This window comes from Jiangella muralis, from assembly GCF_001270745.1.
Classification (GTDB): Bacteria; Actinomycetota; Actinomycetes; order Jiangellales; family Jiangellaceae; genus Jiangella; species Jiangella muralis.
Genome location: NZ_KQ434751.1, coordinates 401204 through 421953 on the forward strand (window position 1 = coordinate 401204; position 20750 = coordinate 421953).

Here is a 20750-nt window from a genome sequence, read left to right on the forward strand (position 1 = left end):
ACCACTCCCCGGAGGATGCCCGTGGCGCGCCCGCCCCGCCGTACCCGCCTCGTCGCCGCGCTCGCCAGCGTCGTCGCCGTGGCCGCCGCCTCGACCGCCGCCGCCGCACCGGACCGGCCGCCCGCGCCCACGCCGCGCAGCCTCGCCGCCGGCCCCTACGTCGTCGTGCTGACGGGAGCGCCCGCGGCCAGCTACGAGGGCGGGGTGCGCGGCCTCGACGCGACGGCTCCGGGCGACGGCGAACGACTGCGGGCCGGCGACCGCGCGGTCCGCGCGTACCGCGAGCACCTGGACGAGCGGCAGCGCGAGGTCGCGGGCGAGGTCGGCGCCGAGCCGCACTACCAGTACACCGTCGCGGTGAACGGGTTCGCGGCCGAGCTGACCGCGGAGCAGGCCGCCGAGCTGACCGCCGACCCGCGGGTGCTCGCCGTCGTGCCGGACGTCCCGCGCGCCGCCGACACCGTCGCGTCGCCGGAGTTCCTCGGCCTGACCGGCGACGACGGCGTGTGGTCGTCGCTCGGCGGGGCGGCCGAGGCGGGCCGGGGCGTCGTCGTCGGGGTCATCGACACCGGCATCTGGCCCGAGAGCGCGTCGTTCGCCGGCCCGGAGCTGGCGGACGGGCCGACCGGCGAGACCGGCGTCGCCTACCGGACGTCGGACACCGGCACCGCGGTGCTCAAGGCGAACGGCGACACGTTCACCGGCGAGTGCGAGACCGGCGAGGACTGGACCGCCGACCTGTGCAACGGCAAGCTCGTGTCGGCCCGCTACTACGACGACGGCTTCGTCGCGAACGTGCCGCCGGAGCACCGCGACCCGGACGAGCACCTGTCCACCCGTGACGGCGACGGCCACGGCAGCCACACCGCGAGCACGGCGGCCGGGAACCACGGCGTGCCGATGGCGGTGAACGGCCGCGAGTTCGGCGCCGGGTCGGGCATGGCGCCGGGCGCGTCGATCGCGGCGTACAAGGTGTGCTGGCAGGACGATGACGAGAACACCGGCGGCTGCTACCCGTCCGACTCCGTCGCCGCCATCGATCAGGCCATCCTCGACGGCGTCGACGTCATCAACTACTCCATCTCCGGCGCCACCGACACGCTGGTCGACCCGGTCGAGCTGGCGTTCCTGTCCGCGGCGTCGGCGAACGTGTTCGTGTCGGCGTCGGCCGGAAACTCCGGACCGGGCGAGTCGACCGTCGCGCACAACAGCCCGTGGGTCACCACCGTCGCGGCCAGCACGCACCAGAACTACGAAGGCACCGTCGAGCTGGGCGACGGCCGGCGTTTCCGCGGCTCGATGATCAGCGACACCGGCCTGCCGGAGCAGACCCCACTGGTCGACGCCCGCGAGATCCCTGCCGCGGGCGTCGAGCCGGACGAGGCGGCGCTGTGCGGGCCGTCGTCGCTGGACGACGCGGCCGCCGCGGGCGCCGTCGTCATCTGCGACCGCGGCGTCTACGACCGCGTCGCGAAGTCGGCGGAGGTCCAGCGGGCCGGCGGCGTCGCCGTCGTGCTGGGCAACCTGGACCCGGCCGAGACGCTGAACGCCGACTTCCACCTGCTGCCGACGACGCACGTCGGGGCCGACGACGCCGCGGCGATCCGGGAGTACGCGGCCGGCGACGGCGCCACGGCGGCGCTGCTGCCCGGCGACCAGACCGACCTGCCGCCGACGCCGACGCCGGTGCTGGCCGGGTTCTCGTCCCGCGGTCCGGCCCTGGCCAACGGCGGCGACCTGCTCAAGCCGGACCTCTCCGCGCCGGGCGTCGACGTGCTCGCGGCGGTCGCGCCCGGCCCGCACGACGGCAACGACTTCGACTTCCTCTCCGGCACGTCGATGGCGGCGCCGCACGTCGCGGGGCTGGCCGCGCTGATCCGGGCCGAGCAGCCGGACTGGTCGGCCGCCGCGGTGAAGTCGGCGATGATGACGACGGCGTACGACCTCGTCGCCCCCTCCGGCCAGCCGGACCGCGACCGCTTCCACGCCGGCGCCGGGCACGTCGACCCGGCCCGGTTCCTGGCGCCCGGCCTGGTGTACGAGTCGGGCACCGCCGACTGGCTGGCGTTCCTGGAGGGCACCGGCGAGGACACCGGCGTCCCGGGCGTCGAGCCGATCGACCCGTCCGACCTCAACCAGCCGTCCATCGCCGTCGGCGCGCTGGCCGGGCGGCAGACCGTCACCCGCACCGTCACCGCCGTCACGCCGGGGCTGTACCGCGCGAGCGTCGACGTGCCCGGCTTCACCGCGCGAGTCACCCCGTCGGTCCTGTACTTCGGCCGGCCCGGGCAGAGCAAGACGTTCGAGGTCACCCTCACCCGCACCCGGGCGGCGCTGGACGAGTACGCGCACGGCACGCTGACCTGGAGCGGCGCCGGCACGACGGTGCGCAGCCCGATTGTGGCCCGCCCGGTCGCCGTCGCCGCGCCGGCCGAAGTCGCCGCGACCGCCGCCGACGGCTCGGCCACCTACGCGGTGACCACGTCCACCACCGGCGACGTCGACCTCACGCTGCGCGGCCTGGTGCCGGGCACCGTGACGGACGGGTCGCTCACGCCCGGCGAGGCGCCCGACCCGGCCGGCAACGGGTCGTCGCAGGTGGTGGAGTTCGAGGTGCCCGACGGCACGTCGCTGGCCCGCTTCGACCTCGTCGCGGCCCAGGAGTCGGCCGACTACGACCTCTACCTCTACGGTCCCGACGGCGCCGAGCTGCCGGTGAACGGCGCGACCGGCGCGGCCAGCGAGCGCGTCGACCTCACCTCGCCCGGGCCGGGGACGTACACCGCGCTGGTGCACCTGTTCTCCAGCCCGGACGGCGGCCCGGTCGACTTCTCGCTGCGCACCTTCGCCGTCGGGGCGGATGCGACCGGCACCGCGACCGTCGCGCCCGACCCGCTGCCCGCCCGGGCCGGCGACCCCGCCGAGGTGACGGTGACCTGGACCGGCCTCGACCCGGACCTCCCCTACCTCGGCCTGGTCGGCTACGCCGCCACCTCCAGCACGACGGTGATCGCCATCGACTAGAAGCGGATCGCGTCGATCACCTTCACGCGGACGGCGACGGTGGCGGGGACGATCCCGGCCAGGGCCCCGACCACCGTCGCCGCGACCAGGCCCTCGACCGCGGCCCGGACCGGGAACTCCGGCACGTCGGTGACGCTGCCGCCGATCAGCTCGTCGATCGGCACGTTCTTGACGATCGCGACCGCCAGCACCACCCCGGCGAGGCCGGCGACCGCCGTCGCGAACACGCTCTCCATCATCACCGAGAAGAACACCCGGCCGGAGGTCGCGCCGAAGCTGCGCCGGACACCGATCTCGCGGACCCGGTACCGGACCGTCACCAGCGCGATGTTCAGCAGCCCCAGCGCGCCCATGCCCAGCGCGATGACGCTGACGCCGCGGACGACCCACTGCAGCTGGCCGTCGATGACGTCGAAGTCGGTCGGGTCCAGCCGGTAGACCTCGATCTGCAGGTCCTGGCCGAGTAGGCCGGCGAGGTCGGCGCGGACCACCTCGGTGAACTCCTCCGCGTTCTCCGGCGGCACCCACAGCTCCAGCAGCGGCGCGCTGTCGTACATCCCTTGGATGCCCCACTGCTGCTGGTGCGCCTGGAGCAGGTACACCGACGGCATCTCGTCGCTGTACGCGTTCGGCGTCACCCCGATGACGGTGGCCCGGACCGGCCGCTCGCCGGCCAGCACCACCGTCGGGTTGGTGCGCAGGTCCGGCTCGCCCAGCCGCTGGTGGAACGCCTCGTTGACGACGATCGCGGGGGCGAACCGGCGCTCGTCGGCGGCGCTGAACCAGCGGCCGTGCGCCGGCTCGATGCGATGCATCTCGCCGTACGGCCGGTCGACGTAGCTCGCCCACACCGGCTCGGCGCCCTCGGTGAACTGAACCCGCAGCTCCGTGGTGCTCAGCAGCGACGAGTACTCGACCGCATGCCGCTCGACGACCTCGGCGTAGGCGCTGGTCAGCGTGTCCGCCGCCGGTTGCGTCCCGTCCATCGACCAAGCGTTGACCTGCAGCGTCGCGGCCCGGCCGCTGGTCCGCTCGGAATGTTCGGCGTTGGCCTGCCGGGCCATGTCGCCCAGGGCGGTGATCACCGTCATGGCGGCGACGGCGATCAGCACGCCGATCAGCGACACGATGACCCGGACCTTGTGGATGCGGACCTCGTCCCACGCCTCGACGAACGCCGCGACCAGTCCCGTCACGACGCGACCACCTGACGGGCCGGCGCCAGCGTGGCCGGGTCCAGCGGGCCGAGCAGGCCGGCGTCGAGGCGGTAGTGCCGGTGCGCCCGCGCGGCGACCATCGTGTCGTGCGTGATGGTGACCAGGGTGGCGCCGGACTCCCCCGCGATGGCGTCGAGCAGGTCCATGATCTCGGTGCCGGTCTGCACATCCAGCGCGCCGGTCGGCTCGTCGCAGAGGATCACCCGGGGCGAGCGGATCAGGCTGCGCGCGATGGCGACCCGCTGCTGCTCGCCGCCGGACAGCTTCTCCGGCATGGTGTCGGCCCGGTCGCCCAGGCCGACCCGCTCCAGCATGTCCGCGGCCAGCCGGTTCCGGCGCCAGAAGTCGCGGCCGCCGGAGTACAGCAGCGGCGCGGCGACGTTCTGCAGCGCCGTGCGGCCGGGCAGCAGGTTGAACTGCTGGAACACGAAGCCGAAGCCGGCGCCGCGGAGCCGGGCGCGCTGCCGCTGCGACAGCCCGCGGGTCGGCCGGCCCTCCAGCACGTACTCGCCGTCGGACGGGGTGTCGAGCAGGCCCATGAGGTTGAGCAGCGTCGACTTCCCCGACCCGGAGCGGCCGACGATCGACACGTGCTCGCCGGCCTCGATGGTCAGCGTGACGCCGCGCAGGATCTCCAGGCGGTCGCCGTCGGGCAGGAACACCGTCCGGCCGACGCCGTCCAGTTCGATGAGGCTCATCCGGCGTCGCCGACCATGCCGGGCTCGAGCATCTCCTCGTCCTCGGAACTGCCGCCGGGGACGAACTCGAGGACGGACTCGCCCTCGGCCAGGCCCTCGCGGATCTCGACCAGCTCGCCGTCGGTGAGGCCCAGCGTCACCGGCGTCTCCACCGGCTCGCCGTCCGGGCCGGCCTTCCACACGTTGCCCGCCTCGAACGAACCCTCGACCGCGGTGACCGGCACCACCACCACGTTCTCGGCCCGGCCCGCCTCGATCACCATCGTCGCGGCCAGCCCGTCGAACACCGTCACGTCGGGCGGGACCGTGCAGGAGATCGCGGTGCTGGAGCCGCCGCCGCTCTGGTCCGGCGCGATCGGGTCATCCGGCGCCGCGCCGGCCTCGTCGCCGCCGCCGCTCTCGCTGCCGCCGTCACCTCCGCCGCCCGCGGACCGGCCCGTGCGCAGGTCGGTGCAGGCGAACGGGGCGGGGCCGCCGCGGGCCTGCACCTCGGCCGACGTCGGGCCGCTGACCAGCCGGTACTGCTGCTCCGCGGACAGCGAGCCGGACACCGTGAAGCCCCCGGTCGAGATGGTGCCGACGGCGTCGCCGACCGCGACCGTCTCGCCCTTCAGCACGTCGAACTCGCCGACGGTGCCGGCGGCGGGCGCCTCGATGGTGCGGAACCGGCGGACCGGCTCGCCCGGCACCTCGACCTCGTTGCCCTCGTCGTCGGTCTCGGTGGTGGGCTCGCCCTCCTCCTCGAAGACCACTTCGAGCAGCGGGTCGCCCTCCTCGACGATGTCGCCGGGGTCGGCCAGGAACGTCGTCACCTCGCCGGCGTCGGTCGCGCGGACCGGCGTCGGCGCGTCGGCCGTGATGGTGCCCTCGACCTCGACGGTGTTGACCACGGTCCCGATGCTGGCCGGGACCTCGGGCTGGACGATCTGGACCGACGGCGTCGCCGGGTCGTCGTCGGCGGTGGACTCGTCGCCGCCGAAGGCGAGGCGGACCGCGGCCACCGCGATGACGGCCAGCAGCAGGATCTTGATCGTCGGCAGGACGATGCGGCGCGTGACGCCCACGAACGTGCTCCCCCTCGGGCTTCGGGTCTCTGTGGAGGGACAGCATGTATACCGAGTATGTGCATTGTCAATACCCCGGTCTACGATGGGCAGCATGACGACTGAGCCCGACCGTAGCCGCGTCCGCTTCCCCGACCTCAGCTCGCGCGCGTACGAGCACCCGGCCGACCGGGGCGCGCTGGTCGCCATGCGGTCGCTGCGCGGGTTCGACACCGTGCTGCGCAAGATGTCGGGCCTGTTCAACGAGCGCAGCCTGCGGCTGCACTACCTGTCCAGCGCCGTCCGGGTCGGCGAGACCCAGTTCCGCGCCGTCTACCAGGACGTCGTCGACGCCGCCCACATCCTCGACGTCGAGCGGCCCGAACTGTACGTCATCCAGGACCCGAACCCGCGGGCGATGGCCATCGGCACCGACCGGCCGTTCATCGTCGTCACCACCGGGCTGTTCGACCTCCTCGACGCCGAGGAGCGGCGCTTCGCCGTCGGCCACGAGGTCGGGCACATCCTGTCCGGGCACGCCGTCTACCGCACGCTGCTGCTCATGCTGACGCGGCTGGCGCTGCGGGTCGCGTGGATCCCGCTCGGCTACGTCGGGCTGCGCGCCATCGTGTTCGCGCTCGAAGAGTGGCAGCGCAAGTCCGAACTGTCCGCCGACCGCGCCGGCCTGCTGGCGTCGCAGGACCCCGACGCCGCGAAGCGCTCGCTGATGAAGATGGCCGGCGGCTCGCGGCTGGCCGAGATGGACATCGACGCGTTCCTGCAGCAGGCGCGCGAGTACGACGCCGGCGAAGACGCCCGCGACGGCGTCATCAAGCTGATGAGCCTGATGGGCCGCACGCACCCGCAGGCCGTCGTCCGGCTGGCCGAGCTGGACCGCTGGGCGGCCTCCGGCGAGTACAGCCGCATCCTGGCCGGCGACTACCCGCGCCGCTCCGGCGACCGCGACGCCTCCATCAACCAGGAGGTGCGCAACGCGGCGAAGTCGTACCAGGAGTCGTGGAGCCGCACGTCCGACCCGCTGATCAGCTCGCTGCGCGACATCGTCAACGGTGTGGGCGACGCCGGCGGCAAGCTGTTCGACAACATCACCAACCGCATGCGCCGCCCGTCGGACGGCGGCGAGTAGCCGCTACCGGTCGTCGTCCTCGCCGTCGCCGTCATCACCGGAGTCGTCGAGGTCGGCGAGGAACTGCTCGAGCTCGGCGCCGATCTCGTCGGCGCTGGGCACGGCCCGCTGCTCGGCGATGAGGCTGCCACGGGCGTCGCCGCCGGCGAACGCGTCGTACTGGTTCTCCAGCGCGTGGACGACCTTGGCGACCTGGTCGTTGCCCTCGACCTGCTCGCGGACCAACTCGTCGGTGCGGCGGGCGGCCTCGGCCAGTTCGCCGGACGGCAGCAGCAGGCCGGTGCTGGCGCTCAGCGCCCGCAGCAGCGTCAGCGACGACTGCGGGTACTCGGACTCGGCGAGGTAGTGCGGGACGCGGGCGACCAGCCCGATGGCGTCGTGGCCGGTCTGGCCGAGCCGGTACTCCAGCAGCGACGAGATGTTGCCCGGCACCCGCAGTTCGACGTCCACCAACGCGGAGTCGTCGAGCAGTCCCGGCCGGTTGGCGTGGGTGAGGACGCTCAGCGGACGGGTGTGCGGCACCGGGTTCGGGATGCCGTGCACGCCGATGGCCAACTTCACGCCCAGCCGTTCCACGAGGTCGGTGACGGCGGCCACGAACGCCTCCCACCGCACGTCCGGCTCAGGGCCCGACAGCAGCAGGAACGGCGCGCCGACGTCGTCGCGGACCAGCCGCAGCGTCAGCTCCGGCGCGTCGTACTCCTGGAACGCACCGTCGGCGAAGCGCATCTCCGGCCGCCGCGCCCGGTAATCGATCAGCGCGTCGACGTCGAACCGCGCTACGACCTCGGTGTCGAGGGTCGCGAGCAGATGGTCGACGAGCCCGCCGCCGGCCCGGCCCGCGTCCACGAAACCGTCGAACCAGTAGACCAGAACAGGCGACTCCAGCTCGGACGGCTCATCGACGAGCTCATACAGCTCGCTGCGGCTCGACATGGCGGCTCTCCCGACATCGGACAGACAGGACAACTGTCTTAACACTGCGGGCGCCCCAGGACTTCCCGGCTCACGACGGCGGCGCGGGCGGCGCGGGTGTGCCGGCGGCTCAGGCAGCGCCGCGCGGCCAACGCCTCAGGCAGCGCCGGGCGGCCGGCGGCTCAGGCGGCCCCGGGAACCGCGCGCTCAGGCAGCGCCGGACACCAGGGCGACCACCGGGCCGTCGAGCGGTTCCTGGTAGGGCAGCCCGAGCAGCACGCAGACCAGCCCGAGGAAGGAGTCGGCCTCGCGGAGGAGGTCGTCGGCTTCGCGGGGGGTGACCGCGCCGGGCAGGCCGGCCTGGGCGGCGGCCCGCTTGCCGGCGTTGGCGCCGAAGAAGGCGGCCCACTCGGCCAGCTCGGGCGCCACCCCGGGCAGCAGGTCCCACACGTTGCGCGGACCGTGCCCGCGCCGCCCGCGGCCCCGCCCGCTCTCGGCCGGCCGGGCCTTCGCCGCCAGCACGGCCGCCGCCGCCCGCAACGCGGCCAGGTGAGCCGCGGCGAACCGGTCGCCCGCGTGACCGGCCGACGCGGCCTCGGCGAGGCACAGGCGCGCGTGCTCGATGAGATCGAGCGCCGCGTGACCCATGGGCGGCCGGGCGCGCCGGGCCGGCAGGCCGTGGCCGCCCGCCACCCTGCTGTACTCCTGAATCTCCACAGTCATGGCCGCCTCCGCATCATGTTCGAACGACTGTTCGACCTACTGAGAAATGTACACCCCACCACCGACAAGGTCTCGGGCACGAACCGGGAGAGGGTAGGGTCGACCCCTGTGACCAGCAGTGACAAGGTTCTCAACCACCCGAATGTGCAGCGCGTCCGCGAGGCTCTCGCGGCGGCGGGCACGAGTCCCGAGATCGTCGCGCTCGGCGACTCCGCGCCGACGGCGGCCGCGGCGGCGCAGCAGCTCGGCTGCGAGGTCGGCGCCATCGCCAACTCGCTGATCTTCGACTGCGACGGCGCTCCCCTGCTCGTCCTCACCAGCGGCGCCCACCGCGCGGACGTCGCGGCCCTGGCCCGGGCGGCCGGCGCCACGAAGGTCGGTCGCGCCACCCCGGAATTCGTGCGCACCCACACCGGCCAGCCCATCGGCGGCGTCGCCCCGGTCGGGCACCCGGCGCCGGTGCGCACGCTGGTCGACGTCTGGCTGCAGAAGTACGACCGCGTCTGGGCCGCGGCCGGCCACCCGCACTCCGTCTTCCCGACGACGTTCGACGAGCTGGTCCGGGTCACCGGCGGCACCCCCGTCGACGTCACCGGCTGAGGCGTGGCGCGCGTCGTCGTCGTGGGGGCGGGCCTGGCCGGGCTCTGCTCCGCGCTCGCGCTCGCCGACTTCGGCCACGAGGTGACGGTGCTGGAGTCCGGCCCGGCGCCCGGCGGCCAGCTCGCGTTCGGACCGCAGCCGTTCACGCTGCCGGCGGTCCTGCGTGACCTGTTCCGCAAGACCGGCCGTCCGCTGGAGCGCGAGCTGGACGTCGTCCCGGTCGACCCCGCGGCGCGGTGGGTGTTCGCCGACGGCGCCGAGGTCGCGGTCCCGAACGCGAGCCCGTCCGGCACCCGGCGCGCCCTCGACGACGCGTTCGGCGCCGGGGCGGGCGCGCAGTGGGACGCCGTCGTCGCGCACGGGGACCGCGCCTGGCGCGAGCTGCGGCCGCTGGTCCTCGGCCACGCCGGCGCCAAGGTGTCCCGGCAGGCGCAGACGCTGCGCGACGTCGCGACATCGCTGCGCGAGCCACACCTGCGGGCCGCCCTGGTGTCGTACGCGACCCGCTACGGCGCCGACCCCGCGACGGCACCGGCCGCGCTGACCGTGCTGCCCTACCTGGAGCAGACGTTCGGCGTGTGGACGGCCGAGCTGCCGCGGCTGGTCGACGTGCTCGCCGGGCGGGCGGCCGAGCGCGGCGCGCGGTTCCGCTACGGCGCGACGGTGTCCGGCCCGGCGCTCGCGGGCAAGCGGGTCGACGGCATTCAACTGGCGGACGGGACGATCGGCGCCGACGCGGTCGTGTGGACGGCACCGCCGGGCGGCCTCGACGGCGAGCGCCGCGGCCTGTTCGGACGCCGCCGGGACGACGCGGCACCCACCACCGCAGTCCGGGCCGACCCCACCCGGGCGCCGGAGATCCGCTTCCCCGCCACCGGCGGCCCCGCGACCAGCTGGTACGACGCCGCCGGCGGCCACGTCCACGGCGCCGCCACCGGCCGCGTCACCGCGATCTTCCGCCGTCCCGCCAACGTCACCCGGATCCGCGGCCTCTACCTCGCCGGCGCGGGCGCCCACCCGGGCCCGGGCATCGCGCTGGTCGCGCAGTCGGCGGCGATCGTCACCGACCACATCGGACGCGCTTAGGACAGGGCGCCGACGCCGAGGTTCTGGTAGATCTCCCGCGTCGCCGTGGACTTGTTCAGCGTGATGAAGTGCAGGCCGGGGACGCCCTCGGTGAGCAGCCGCTCGCACAGCTCGGTCGCCACCTCGACGCCGATCGCCCGGACCGCCTCGGGGTCGTCCTCGACGGCCAGCAGCCGCTGCGCCAGCGGCTCCGGGAAGTCGGCCGCCGTCAGCTGGGCGAAGCGCTGGATCTGCCGCACGTTCGTCACCGGCATGATGCCCGGGATGATCGGCGCCGTTCCCCCGGACGCCGCCACGCGGTCGCGCAGCCGCAGGTAGTCGTCGGCGTGGAAGAACATCTGGGTGATGGCGTAGTCGGCGCCGGCCTGGAACTTGCGGGCCAGGAACCGGGCGTCGGTCTCGAGGTCGGGCGAACGCGGGTGCTTGTCGGGGAACGCCGCGACGCCGACGCAGAAGTCGCCGTGCGTGCGGATCAGCCGCACCAGATCTTCCGCGTACGCGAAGCCCTCCGGGTGCTGCACCCACTCGCCCTGCGGGTTGCCGGGCGGGTCGCCGCGCAGCGCGAGGAAGTTGCGCACGCCCGCGTCGGCGTACTGGCCGATGACGTTGCGTAGCTCGGCCACCGAGTGGGCGACGGCGGCGAGGTGCCCGACGACGGTGAGGGTGGTGTCGCGGGCGATGCCCTCGGTGAGCCGCACGGTGCCCTCACGGGTGGTGCCGCCCGCCCCGTACGTGACCGAGACGAACGTCGGCTGCAGCCGCTCGAGGTCGCGCATGGTCTGCCAGAAGGCGACCTCCGCGGCCTCCGACTTCGGGGCGAAGAACTCGAACGAGAACGATCTCCCGCCGGCGGCCAGCAGCTCCCGGATGGTGCGCGCACCCCCGGGCATCGTCGACGGAAGTCCCAATGCCATCGCCTCAGACTACCGGTGCGTCCGCCTTTCGGACAGATCGTCTCAGTGGTCGAACGATTGGCGATCTTCCTCGCAAGGTTTTAGGTTAGCTATACCTATGTTTGCCGCGACCGCCACCGAGCCTCTCGACGCCGCCGCGCGCCGGCTCGAGCGGCTGCATCCGTCCTTCGGGTTCGTCACGTCGGCCGGCGGCGACGGCTGGACGACGCTCGCCGACGCCGCGGCCGGCCCCGGAGTCGTCGCCGCCTGGCTGGACCGCCTCGACGACGACGCCGGCGGCCATCGCAACGTGGCCGCGTCGTACCTGGTGCTCCGCCTGACCGGCCGGATCACGACGGCGCTGCTGGCGAGCTACCTGGTCGACGGCCGCAGCCTCCCGCTGGAGCCGTCCACCACGCACGTGCACGTCGACGGCGCGCAGTTCGACCGGCTGGCGCTCACCGGCGGCGACGTCGACGACGACGTCAGCGCCGCCGAGGTGGCCCGGCGGCTGCACACGCTCCTCGCGCCCGTCATCGAGACGGCCGCCGGGCTGGCCCCGTACGGCGTGCGGACGATGTGGAGCTCCGTCGCCGACCGCCTCGGCGGCCCCGCCGTCCTCGCGGCCAACGCCGCCGGCCTCGACCCGGACGAGACCTGGCGGCGCACCCACGCCGTCGTCGACGAACTGGTCGCACTGGGCGCACCGGTGCGCCGCCGGCCCCGGCTGCTGCGGGTGCCGTGGTCCGGCGGCGTCGCGGCCGGCAGCGTCAAGGGCACCTGCTGCCTCAAGTACGTCGTCGACGACCTGCGCCCGCGAGACGCCCGGCAGCAGCCCGCGGCGTTCTGCGGCGGCTGCCCCTACGTCGACGACGAGGTCCGGGTCGCCAGGCGCCGGGCCGCCCTCGAACGCCGTCCGTCCTGAGCCCCCGGAGACCCCATGCGCCGCCGTCCCGCCGCCCTGACCCTGGCCGCCCTGCTCGCGCTCACCGCGTGCGGCGGCGATGACGACACCCCCGCCGCCGACGAGTCCGGCGAGCAGGCCACGCACACCGTCGTCCACGCCCAGGGCGAGACCGAGGTGCCCGACGACCCGCAGCGCATCGCCGTCCTGTGGCGCCCGACGCTGTCCGCGCTGGTCGACCTCGGGTTCGAGCCGATCGCCGCGGCGGCCGAGACGGGTGACGGCGCCGACCTCGCCACCTTCCTCCCGGACGACTTCCCCGTCGAGGACCTGGAGATCGTCGGCGCCACGAACGAGCCGGACATCGAGGCGCTGGCCGTCGCCGACCCCGACCTCATCGTCAGCGTCGACATCGCCGCGCTCGCCGAGGCCTACGACGACCTCTCTCAGATCGCCCCGACCGTGTCGCTGGCCTGGGACGGCACCGGCAGCTGGCGCTCGCACGTCGCCGAGCTGGCCGAGGCGCTCGGCGTGCCGGAGCGGGCCGAGGAGGTCGTCGCCGAGTACGACGCGCACGTCGAGGAGGTCCGCGCCGCGGTGGGCGACCCGGGCGCGGCCGAGGTGTCGCTGGTCCGGGTGCAGGCGGCGGACGTGCTGCGGCTGGAGACGCCGGCGTCGTTCCCCGGCCAGGTGCTCGACGACGTCGGCTTCGCCCGCCCGGCCGGCCAGCTGGAGCCCGACCCGGACCGCGACTTCATCGAGATCAGCCTGGAGCTGATCCCCGAGGTCGACGGCGACGTCGTCTTCGTCATGGCCAACGGCGAGAACACCGGCGCACGGGAGACGATCACGTCGTCGGCGCTGTGGCAGAACCTCCCGGCGGCGCAGGCAGGCAAGGTCGTCGACGCCGACTACGACGTGTGGGGCAGCTCGACCTACCGTGGCGCGCACGCGATCCTCGACGACCTCGAAGCGGCCCTGGGCTCGGCTACCCCCTAGCCTGGCGGGGTGGTGACCCCAGCGCCCCTCGCGGGCCCCGACGAGCCGGTCGGCCTCCTGCGGCCGCGCATCCAGCAGGCCCTCGACGCGTTCCTGGACCAGCAGCGCGACCTGCTCGGCGCCGCCAGCCCGCAGACGTTGCCGCTGGTCGACGCCGCGGCCGCGTTCCTGTCCGGCGGGAAGCGGCTGCGCCCGACGTTCGCCTACTGGGGCTGGCGGGCGGCCGGCGGCGACCCGGCCGACGATGCGCTGGTGACGATCGGGGCGGCGCTTGAGCTGTTCCAGGCGTCGGCGCTGGTCCACGACGACCTCATCGACGCGTCCGACACCCGCCGCGGGCTGCCGTCCGTCCACCGCCGGTTCGCGACGCTGCACCGCGACTCCGGCTGGCAGGGCGACGCCGACGGGTTCGGCGCGGCGGCGGCGATCCTGCTCGGCGACATGCTGCTGGCGTGGAGCGCCGAGGTGTTCGACCGCGCCGGCGTCGACGGCGACCGGCTGCGGGCCGCGCGGGCGGTGTTCGACCGCATGCGCACCGAGGTCGGCGGCGGGCAGTACCTGGACATGCTCGAGCAGGTCAGCGGCGGCGCGCTGCCGGGTGGCCAGGCCGACCGGGCCCGCACCGTAATCCGGTACAAGTCGGCCCGCTACTCCGTCGAGCACCCGCTGGTCATCGGCGGCGCGCTGGCCGAGGCGCCGGAGCCGCTGCTGGCGTCGTACCGGCGGTTCGGCGCGGCCCTGGGCGAGGCATTCCAGCTCCGCGACGACGTCCTCGGCGTCTTCGGCGACTCCGCCCAGACCGGCAAGCCCACCGGCGACGACCTGCGCGAGGGCAAGCGAACGCTGCTCATCGCCTACGCGCTGGAGCGGGCGTCGGCGGAGCAGGCGGCGCTCGTCGACGCCCGGCTCGGCGACCCCGCGCTGGACCTCGACGGCGTGACGGCGCTACGTGACGTGCTGGTCGGCACCGGCGCGCTGGCCCGGGTCGAGGCGCTGGTCGACGACCTGGTGGCGGACGCCCGCGGCGCGCTCGACGCGGCGGACGTCACCGACGACGGCCGGAAGGCGCTGTCGCAGCTGATCGAGCTGACGACCGCCCGGACGCACTGACGTCAGCGGCGGCGGCGCCGGTCCCGCGCGAGCGCCGGACCCCCGTCGGCGCGCTGGAGGTCTGCCGTCGGATACGACCGCAGAGCCCCATCGCGCGATGGAGGTCTGCCGTCAGATGTGAGCGCAGACCTCCAGCGGCCCGAGCCGGTCCCCCCGGTCCCCCCGGGGCGCCGCCGACCAGCGCCGCCGTCCGGCCGTCAGCCGCGGGTCGCCGCCTGGACGGCGTCAAGCCACTCGTCGACCGTCTGCATGTCGTAGCCCTCACGCAGTCGCACAGTGGTGAACTCGGTGCCCCTGACCTCCGCGGCGGTCAGGGTCGTGGCCAGCGTCGCCCGGACATGGTCGACGAACGCGTCCACCTCGCCGAGGTCGTAGCCCTCGCGCAGCCGCACCGTCCGGAACCGATCCCCCGCCGGCCGGTCGGCGACCTTCAGCAGCTCGTACCGATCGGCCAGCGACTCATGCCAGTCCGCCGTGGTCGGCTCCGCAGCCGGCGTTCCCACCGCCGGCGCCGCCCGGCCGGCCTCGGCGGCCACCTCGTCGAGGTACTCGTCGACGGCCCGCATGTCGTACCCGGCCCGCAGCCGCACGGTCGTGAACTGGACCTGCCGGACCTCATCGGCGGTCAGCGTCGCGCCGAGGGTGCCGCGAACCCGGTCGAGGAACGCGTCGACCTCGCCGATGTCGTAGCCCTCGGCCAGCCGCACGACGGTGAACCGCTCGCCCGCCGGCCGGTCCGTCACTTGCAGCACGGCCGGCCGACGCGGCGTTGCGCCCGGTGGCGTCGTACGCTCCCGGATCCAGGCGTCGACCTCCTGCGGGTCGTAGCCGCGCAGCACGACGGTGAACCCCGGATGGGCCGGGACGGCCTCACCGCCGGCCAGCGCCGCCTCGACGAGCGCGCAGTACGCGTCGACCTGGGCGCGGTCGTAGCCGCGCATCGCGACGGTGAACCGCGGCGCCGCCATCAGAGCTCGCCGCGGTTCATCCGGATCAGCCGGTCGACGACGTCCTCGGTCTCGCGCAGGCCGTCGTGCTGGTGGCCGTTGGTCTCCCAGACGCGCAGGCCGCGCACGCGCGCCGCGGTGTCGCGGGAGAAGCCGGCGTCGACGTACATGTCCTCGGTGTAGAGGGCGGCCGCGACCGGCACCTCGTTGGCCGCCAGCCGGTCGACGTCGAACAGCGGGCCCCACGACCGCTCGGCCAGCAGCTGCGCCGTCTCGCGCAACGGCACCAGCGCGGGGTCGTGGTCGAACATCCAGGGGTAGATCATCTCGCCGGTGAGCAGCAACGGGTCGGCGTCGGGCGCGAACCGCGGCAGGCCGCCGAGCACCCGCTGCGCCGACCACCGCGTCGGCTCGCCGTGCGAGTAGCAGGCCTCGTGCAGGACGGCGTACAGCGGCTGGGTCGCGAACGACAGCGTCCGCCACGCCTCGGCGAGGAAGGTGTCGGACAGCACGCCGTCGGCGGCGAACGCCTCCTCCAGCAGGAACGCCAGGCCGGGGATCGCCGTCTTCGCGCCCAGCCCGTGGCCGAGCGCCTGCAGCCGCTCGACGGTGAGCCGCGAGCCGTCGGGCAGCACGACGTCATTCGCGCGGACGAACGCCGCCACGGCCTCCAGCTGGGCGCGGGCCTGCGGGAATGCGGCGTGGAATTGCGCGTTCTTCCGCTCGACGGTGCGGTAGGTGGCGGCGTAGACGTCGTCGGGGCCGGCCGTCAGCGGGGCGAGGCCGCCGGTGACCATGACGGACTCGAGGTGCTCGGGCGCGAACGACAGGTAGGTCAGCGAGCAGAACCCGCCGAAGGACTGGCCCAGCACGTGCCAGCGCCCGTCGTCGCCGACCAGGGCGCGACGGATCAGCTCGGCATCGGCGACGATGGAGTCGGCCCGGAAGTGCGAGAGGTACTCCGCCTGCGCGGCGGCGTCACCGCGAGCAGCCAGCGTCGCCGCCGTCGCGGGCGTCGACCGGCCGGTGCCCCGCTGGTCCAGCAGCAGCACCCGGAAGTCCTGGACCGCCCGGCCCACCCACCCCGACGCGCCGGGCGGACGGGTCGCCTTCCCACCCGGCCCACCCTGCAGGAACAGCAGCCACGGCAGCTCCCGATCGGGCGCCGACGCCGACACGACCTCCCGCGCGTACAGCCGGATCGTCTCGTCGCCGAACCCGCCGGCATGCGACAGCGGGGCGTCGAACCAGTGGTCCCGGAAGACCAGCCCGCCGAGCCGCACCGACCCGTCGCGGCCGGCCGGGATCACGCGCCCACCGCGTGCACACCGCCGTCGACATGGATGACCTCGCCGGTCGTCTTCGGGAACCAGTCGGACAGCAGCGCGACGACGCCACGGGCGCCGGGCTCGGGGTCGGACAGGTCCCAGCCGAGCGGCGCGCGGTCGTTCCAGACGCCCTCGAAGTCGGAGAAGCCCGGGATGGACCGCGCCGCCATCGTCTTCACCGGCCCGGCCGAGATGAGGTTGACCCGGATGTTCTGCCCGCCCAGGTACTTGGCGAGGTACCGCGCCGTCGCCTCGAGGCCGGCCTTCGCCACGCCCATCCAGTCGTAGCCGGGCCAGGCCACCTGGGCGTCGAAGTCCATGCCGACGACGGAGCCGCCGTCGGGCATCAACGGCAGCGTGGCCATGGTCAGCGACTTCAGCGAGTACGTCGACGCGTGCACGGCGGTGGAGACGTCCTCGAACGGGGTCTCCAGGAAGTTGCCGCCGAGCGCGGTCTGCGGCGCGAACCCCACCGAGTGCACGACGCCGTCGAGGCCGTCGACGTGCTCGCCGACCCGGGCGGCCAGCGAGTCGAGCTGCTCGGTGCTCGTGACGTCCAGCTCGATGACGGGCACGGGCTCGGGCAGCCGCTTGGCGATGCGCTCGACCAGGCTCATCCGGCCGAAGCCGGTCAGGACGACGGTGGCGCCCTCCTGCTGCGCGAGCTTGGCCACGTGGAACGCGAACGACGCCTCCGTCAGGACCCCGGTGACCAGGATCCGCTTGCCGTCCAGAATGCCCATCAGTGCCCCATCCCCAATCCGCCGTCCACCGGGATGACGGCTCCCGTCACGTATGCCGCGTCGTCGCTGGCCACCCAGCGCACCACCCGCGCGATCTCGTCGGCGCTGCCGTAGCGGCCGAGCGGGACGCCGTCGAGGATCTCCTTGCGGCGGGCGTCGGTGAGCTCGGCGGTCATGTCGGACTCGACGAAGCCGGGCGCGACGACGTTGGCGGTGATGTTGCGGCTGCCCAGCTCGCGCGCCATGGACCGGGCCAGCCCGACCAGGCCGGCCTTGCTGGCGGCGTAGTTCATCTGCCCGGGCGAGCCGAGCAGGCCCACGACGCTGGAGATGAACACGACGCGGCCCTTGCGGGCCCGCAGCATGCCCTTGGCGGCGCGCTTGGCCACCCGGAACGCGCCGGTGAGGTTGGTGTCGACGACGTCGGTGAAGTCGGACTCGCTCATCCGCAGCAACAGGGTGTCGCGGGTGATGCCGGCGTTGGCGACCAGCACCTCCACCGGCCCCTGTGCGGCCTCGACCTCGGTGAACGCGGCGTCGACCGACTCGCTGTCGGTGACGTCGCAGCGCACCCCGGTCAGCCCTTCGGGTGGCTCGCCGCTGCGGTAGGTGATGGTGACGTCGTCACCGGCCTGCGCGAACGAGCGCGCGATGGCGAGGCCAATGCCGCGGTTGCCACCGGTCACCAGTACGGACCGACCCACGTCGGGCTCTCCTCACTCTGGGTTACACGTCCGCGCCGACGCTACCGTCAGGCGTCCTCGAGCCGGAAGCCGACCTTCATGCCGACCTGGAAGTGCTGCACCTCGCCGTCGACGATCTGGCCGCGGATCTCGGTGACCTCGAACCAGTCGAGGTGGCGCAGGGTCTGCGCGGCCCGGCCGATGCCGTTGCGCACGGCGGACTCCACGCCGTCCGTCGACGTCCCCACGATCTCGGTCACTCGGTACGTGCGATTCATGACGTTCCCCTCTTTCCGGTCGCCGGGACGATTGGGCGGCCCGGCAGCGCTGATCGCTCGATTCTGGCCTACCGTGGAGGGGTGAGCGGAAACGGCGCGCGACGCAGCGACCCTGTTCCCTCGGTCACGACGGCCGCGGCGCCACGCAGCGACGACCTCGCCAGCCGGCAGCGCCGCTACCTCGTCATGATGGGCATTCGTGTCGCATGTCTGCCGCTGGCAGTGATCAGCCAGGGGTGGCTGCGCATCGTCTTCATCCTGGGTGCCGTGGTGCTGCCGTACATCGCCGTCGTCATCGCCAACGCGACCCGCCAGCCACGCCACAGCGCGCTCTCACCAGTGGTCCCGCCGCCACGCCTGGAACTTCCGGCTGCCACGGTTGCCAAAGATCGAATCGAACATTGACAGGGCCTTCCGAAGTGGTTGTGGAACGTGCAATACTCCCCAGGCGCACGTTCCGTATTCCCCCGTCGGTGCGTTGCGTACCGGCGACGTCGGGCGGCTTCCCCCGTGGCTGCCCGGCGTCGTCCTCACTTTCCGGCTGATTTGCCGGGAAACTCCTGGTAAAGCGGCAAATTTGCGGTTCTCAGCCACCGATCGCGGACATCGGCCGCGACGGCTGCAGGAACCCCGGGTCATCGATGCCGTGACCGGCCGCCTTGCCGGCCATCGCGATCTCCCAGCGGCGGGCCAGTTCGGCGTCGTCGGCGCCGGTGCGCATGGCGCCACGCAGGTCCGACTCGTCCCGCGCGAACAGGCAGTTGCGCACCTGCCCCTCGGCGGTGAGCCGGGTGCGGTCGCAGCTGCCGCAGAACGGCCGGGTGACCGACGCGATGACGCCGACCCGCGCCGGGCCGCCGCCGACCAGCCAGGTCTCGGCCGGGGCGCTGCCGCGCTCGACGTCGCCCAGCGGGGTGAGCGTGAAGACCGACTGCAGTGACGCCAGGATCTCCTCGGCCGTCACCATGGTGGCGCGGTCCCAGCCGTGCTGGGCGTCGAGCGGCATCTGCTCGATGAAGCGCAGCTCGTAGCCGTGTTCGAGCGCCCACGTGAGCAGCTCGGGCGCCTCGTCGTCGTTGAGGCCGCGCATGAGGACGGCGTTGATCTTGACCGGCTCGAGCCCGGCGTCGCGGGCCGCGGTCAGCCCGGCCAGGACGTCGTCGAGCCGGCGCCGGTGCGTCAGCGCCTCGAACCGGTCGGCGCGCAGGGTGTCCAGCGATCCGTTGACGCGGTCGAGCCCGGCGTCGGCGAGCGCGCCGGCCACCTTCGCCAGCCCGACGGCGTTCGTCGTCAGCGACAGCTCCGGGCGCGGCTCCAGCCGGGCGCACGCGGCGACGATGTCGACCAGCCCGCGGCGCAGCAGCGGCTCGCCGCCGGTGAACCGGACCTCGCGCACGCCCAGCCGCTCGACGGCGATGCGGACCAGCCGCACCACCTCGTCGTCGGTGAGGATGTCCTGCTTCGGCAGCCAGGCCAGCCCCTCCTCCGGCATGCAATAGGTGCACCGCAGGTTGCAGCGATCGGTCAGCGACACCCGCAGGTCGGTGGCCACGCGTCCATATCGGTCGACCAGCATCTCTCCAGCCTAAGCCCCCGAAGGACGGGTAGGCAGGGTGTCGGCGTACGGTCATGGGGTGTACAAGTTCCTGGCGTCGCGGCGCTGGCTGGTGCGCACGCTCGCCGGAGTGCTCCTGGTGCTGTTGTGCGTCCGGCTCGGGCTCTGGCAGCTCGACCGCAACGAGCAGCGGCAGGACCGCAACGCCGTCATCGAGGCCAACGTCGACGGCGACGCGGTGCCGGCCGCCGAGCTCGTCCCGCCCGGTCAGGCCCTGGCCGCGGGCGACGAGTGGAGCACCGTCCAGGTCACCGGCCGCTGGGACGTCGACAACGAGCTGCGGCTGCGGCTGCGCCCCGTCGACGGCACCCGCGGCGTGCACGCGCTGACCCCGCTGGTCGGCGACGACGGCACAGCGCTGCTGGTCGACCGCGGGTTCGTGGCCGCCGACGGCCGCGACGACGACGACATCGAGCTGCCGCCCCCGCCGGACGGCGAGGTCACCGTCACCGCGCGGGTCCGGCACAGCGAGACCGGCCACGACGTCGACCCGTCGAGGGGGTCTGTGCGGTTCGTCGACGTCGAGGCGATCGGCGCCGGGCTGTCCTACCCGTTCTACGGCGGTTGGGGCGAGCTGATCACCCAGGACCCGGAGCCGGCGACGTCGCTGCAGCTGATCGACCCGCCCGCCACGGAGTCCGGGCCGCACCTGTCGTACGCGATCCAGTGGTTCCTGTTCGCCGTCGTCGGGGTCGGCGGGTTCGTGCTGCTGATCCGGGCCGAGGCGCGCGGCCGCGACGAGACGTCCGGCGACAGCGACACCCCGGCGCCGACGCAGTCCGTCGGGTAGACATGGG

At 73.9% G+C, this 20750-nt stretch carries 21 protein-coding genes; 9 read left to right on the top strand and 12 right to left on the bottom strand.

The genetic code is table 11. The features are described 5' to 3' along the window. The first annotated feature begins 21 nt into the window (after positions 1–21). Positions 22–3024, top strand: a complete 3003-nt coding sequence (locus ACW62_RS36105) for a S8 family serine peptidase (protein WP_053202361.1) — start codon at positions 22–24, stop codon at positions 3022–3024. Here ACW62_RS36105 and ACW62_RS01840 read toward each other — a convergent pair. From ACW62_RS01840 to ACW62_RS01850, 3 genes are read right to left on the bottom strand one after another with little or no spacing between them, the layout of a single operon-like run. Continuing rightward, positions 3021–4220: an ABC transporter permease gene (locus ACW62_RS01840; protein ID WP_053202362.1), complete on the bottom strand. Its 1200-nt coding sequence runs from the start codon at positions 4218–4220 to the stop codon at positions 3021–3023. The genes ACW62_RS36105 and ACW62_RS01840 overlap by 4 nt on opposite strands. Beyond that, on the bottom strand, positions 4217–4939 hold the full coding sequence (locus ACW62_RS01845) for an ABC transporter ATP-binding protein (protein WP_053202363.1): 723 nt from the start codon (positions 4937–4939) through the stop codon (positions 4217–4219). Before ACW62_RS01845 ends, ACW62_RS01840 begins: the two co-directional genes overlap by 4 nt. After that, positions 4936–6003 carry a permuted SH3 domain-containing protein gene (locus ACW62_RS01850; protein WP_053202364.1) on the bottom strand — a complete coding sequence of 356 codons (1068 nt, stop codon included), beginning with the start codon at positions 6001–6003 and terminating at the stop codon, positions 4936–4938. Before ACW62_RS01850 ends, ACW62_RS01845 begins: the two co-directional genes overlap by 4 nt. A gap of 94 nt (positions 6004–6097) precedes the next feature. On the opposite strand from ACW62_RS01850, the gene ACW62_RS01855 reads away from it, so the two are divergent. After that, positions 6098–7129, top strand: coding sequence for a M48 family metallopeptidase (locus ACW62_RS01855; RefSeq protein WP_053202578.1), 1032 nt, complete (start codon positions 6098–6100; stop codon positions 7127–7129). Between the two features lie 3 nt (positions 7130–7132). On the opposite strand, the gene ACW62_RS01860 is transcribed toward ACW62_RS01855, so the two are convergent. Next, complete coding sequence (locus ACW62_RS01860; protein WP_053202365.1) at positions 7133–8065, bottom strand: proteasome assembly chaperone family protein; 933 nt, start codon at positions 8063–8065, stop codon at positions 7133–7135. Between the two features lie 186 nt (positions 8066–8251). Next, complete coding sequence (locus tag ACW62_RS01865; protein WP_053202366.1) at positions 8252–8767, bottom strand: SAV_6107 family HEPN domain-containing protein; 516 nt, start codon at positions 8765–8767, stop codon at positions 8252–8254. A 108-nt stretch (positions 8768–8875) separates the two neighbouring features. On the opposite strand from ACW62_RS01865, the gene ACW62_RS01870 reads away from it, so the two are divergent. Beyond that, the gene (locus tag ACW62_RS01870; RefSeq protein ID WP_053202367.1) at positions 8876–9367 is read left to right on the top strand and encodes a YbaK/EbsC family protein; all 492 of its coding nucleotides are present in this window, start codon (positions 8876–8878) and stop codon (positions 9365–9367) included. A 3-nt stretch (positions 9368–9370) separates the two neighbouring features. Beyond that, positions 9371–10453, top strand: a complete 1083-nt coding sequence (locus ACW62_RS01875) for a phytoene desaturase family protein (protein ID WP_053202368.1) — start codon at positions 9371–9373, stop codon at positions 10451–10453. On the opposite strand, the gene metF is transcribed toward ACW62_RS01875, so the two are convergent. After that, on the bottom strand, positions 10450–11367 hold the full coding sequence (metF, locus tag ACW62_RS01880; RefSeq protein WP_053202369.1) for a methylenetetrahydrofolate reductase [NAD(P)H]: 918 nt from the start codon (positions 11365–11367) through the stop codon (positions 10450–10452). The two genes, ACW62_RS01875 and metF, sit on opposite strands and share 4 nt — an antisense overlap. A 97-nt stretch (positions 11368–11464) precedes the next feature. Here metF and ACW62_RS01885 point away from each other — a divergent pair, with 97 nt between their 5' ends. Genes ACW62_RS01885 through ACW62_RS01895 form a run of 3 tightly spaced genes read left to right on the top strand, consistent with a single transcriptional unit; the run spans position 11465 to position 14359 of the window. Further along, a complete protein-coding gene (locus ACW62_RS01885; protein ID WP_053202370.1) occupies positions 11465–12271 on the top strand; it encodes a hypothetical protein in 807 nt (268 codons plus the stop codon). Between the two features lie 15 nt (positions 12272–12286). Further along, positions 12287–13249 carry an ABC transporter substrate-binding protein gene (locus ACW62_RS01890; protein ID WP_053202371.1) on the top strand — a complete coding sequence of 321 codons (963 nt, stop codon included), beginning with the start codon at positions 12287–12289 and terminating at the stop codon, positions 13247–13249. Positions 13250–13261: 12 nt separating this feature from the next. Further along, positions 13262–14359 (top strand): polyprenyl synthetase family protein, encoded by a 1098-nt coding sequence (locus ACW62_RS01895; protein ID WP_053202372.1) that lies wholly within the window; start codon positions 13262–13264, stop codon positions 14357–14359. Between the two features lie 197 nt (positions 14360–14556). On the opposite strand, the gene ACW62_RS36110 is transcribed toward ACW62_RS01895, so the two are convergent. The 5 genes from ACW62_RS36110 to ACW62_RS01920 are packed head-to-tail and all read right to left on the bottom strand — an operon-like array spanning position 14557 to position 18338. Then, positions 14557–15327 (bottom strand): DivIVA domain-containing protein, encoded by a 771-nt coding sequence (locus tag ACW62_RS36110; protein ID WP_053202373.1) that lies wholly within the window; start codon positions 15325–15327, stop codon positions 14557–14559. Next, the gene (locus tag ACW62_RS01905) at positions 15327–16616 is read right to left on the bottom strand and encodes an alpha/beta fold hydrolase (protein ID WP_205629077.1); all 1290 of its coding nucleotides are present in this window, start codon (positions 16614–16616) and stop codon (positions 15327–15329) included. Before ACW62_RS01905 ends, ACW62_RS36110 begins: the two co-directional genes overlap by 1 nt. Continuing rightward, entirely contained in the window at positions 16613–17380 is a 768-nt protein-coding gene (fabI, locus tag ACW62_RS01910) for an enoyl-ACP reductase FabI (RefSeq protein ID WP_053202374.1), read from the bottom strand. The genes ACW62_RS01905 and fabI overlap by 4 nt, the downstream gene beginning before the upstream one ends. Next, positions 17377–18081, bottom strand: a complete 705-nt coding sequence (locus ACW62_RS01915) for a beta-ketoacyl-ACP reductase (protein ID WP_053202375.1) — start codon at positions 18079–18081, stop codon at positions 17377–17379. Before ACW62_RS01915 ends, fabI begins: the two co-directional genes overlap by 4 nt. A gap of 47 nt (positions 18082–18128) precedes the next feature. Next, positions 18129–18338, bottom strand: a complete 210-nt coding sequence (locus ACW62_RS01920; protein ID WP_053202376.1) for a dodecin — start codon at positions 18336–18338, stop codon at positions 18129–18131. Between the two features lie 81 nt (positions 18339–18419). On the opposite strand from ACW62_RS01920, the gene ACW62_RS01925 reads away from it, so the two are divergent. Beyond that, positions 18420–18743, top strand: a complete 324-nt coding sequence (locus ACW62_RS01925) for a DUF3099 domain-containing protein (protein WP_053202377.1) — start codon at positions 18420–18422, stop codon at positions 18741–18743. 181 nt (positions 18744–18924) lie between these two features. On the opposite strand, the gene moaA is transcribed toward ACW62_RS01925, so the two are convergent. Further along, the gene (moaA, locus tag ACW62_RS01930; protein WP_053202378.1) at positions 18925–19914 is read right to left on the bottom strand and encodes a GTP 3',8-cyclase MoaA; all 990 of its coding nucleotides are present in this window, start codon (positions 19912–19914) and stop codon (positions 18925–18927) included. Between the two features lie 58 nt (positions 19915–19972). Between moaA and ACW62_RS01935 the strand changes: the two genes are divergently transcribed. Then, entirely contained in the window at positions 19973–20743 is a 771-nt protein-coding gene (locus ACW62_RS01935; protein ID WP_169791963.1) for an SURF1 family cytochrome oxidase biogenesis protein, read from the top strand. Positions 20744–20750 lie beyond the last annotated feature (7 nt).

What these genes read in the sequence shown, in the direction of transcription:
- metF (WP_053202369.1), bottom strand. Translation starts at nt 11,367, where the DNA reads ATGGCATTGGGACTTCCGTCGACGATGCCCGGGGGTGCGCGCACCATC.
- ACW62_RS01865 (WP_053202366.1), bottom strand. Translation starts at nt 8,767, where the DNA reads ATGACTGTGGAGATTCAGGAGTACAGCAGGGTGGCGGGCGGCCACGGC.
- ACW62_RS01920 (WP_053202376.1), bottom strand. Translation starts at nt 18,338, where the DNA reads ATGAATCGCACGTACCGAGTGACCGAGATCGTGGGGACGTCGACGGAC.
- ACW62_RS01860 (WP_053202365.1), bottom strand. Translation starts at nt 8,065, where the DNA reads ATGTCGAGCCGCAGCGAGCTGTATGAGCTCGTCGATGAGCCGTCCGAG.
- ACW62_RS01845 (WP_053202363.1), bottom strand. Translation starts at nt 4,939, where the DNA reads ATGAGCCTCATCGAACTGGACGGCGTCGGCCGGACGGTGTTCCTGCCC.
- ACW62_RS01855 (WP_053202578.1), top strand. Translation starts at nt 6,098, where the DNA reads ATGACGACTGAGCCCGACCGTAGCCGCGTCCGCTTCCCCGACCTCAGC.
- ACW62_RS36110 (WP_053202373.1), bottom strand. Translation starts at nt 15,327, where the DNA reads ATGGCGGCGCCGCGGTTCACCGTCGCGATGCGCGGCTACGACCGCGCC.
- ACW62_RS01885 (WP_053202370.1), top strand. Translation starts at nt 11,465, where the DNA reads ATGTTTGCCGCGACCGCCACCGAGCCTCTCGACGCCGCCGCGCGCCGG.
- ACW62_RS01890 (WP_053202371.1), top strand. Translation starts at nt 12,287, where the DNA reads ATGCGCCGCCGTCCCGCCGCCCTGACCCTGGCCGCCCTGCTCGCGCTC.
- moaA (WP_053202378.1), bottom strand. Translation starts at nt 19,914, where the DNA reads ATGCTGGTCGACCGATATGGACGCGTGGCCACCGACCTGCGGGTGTCG.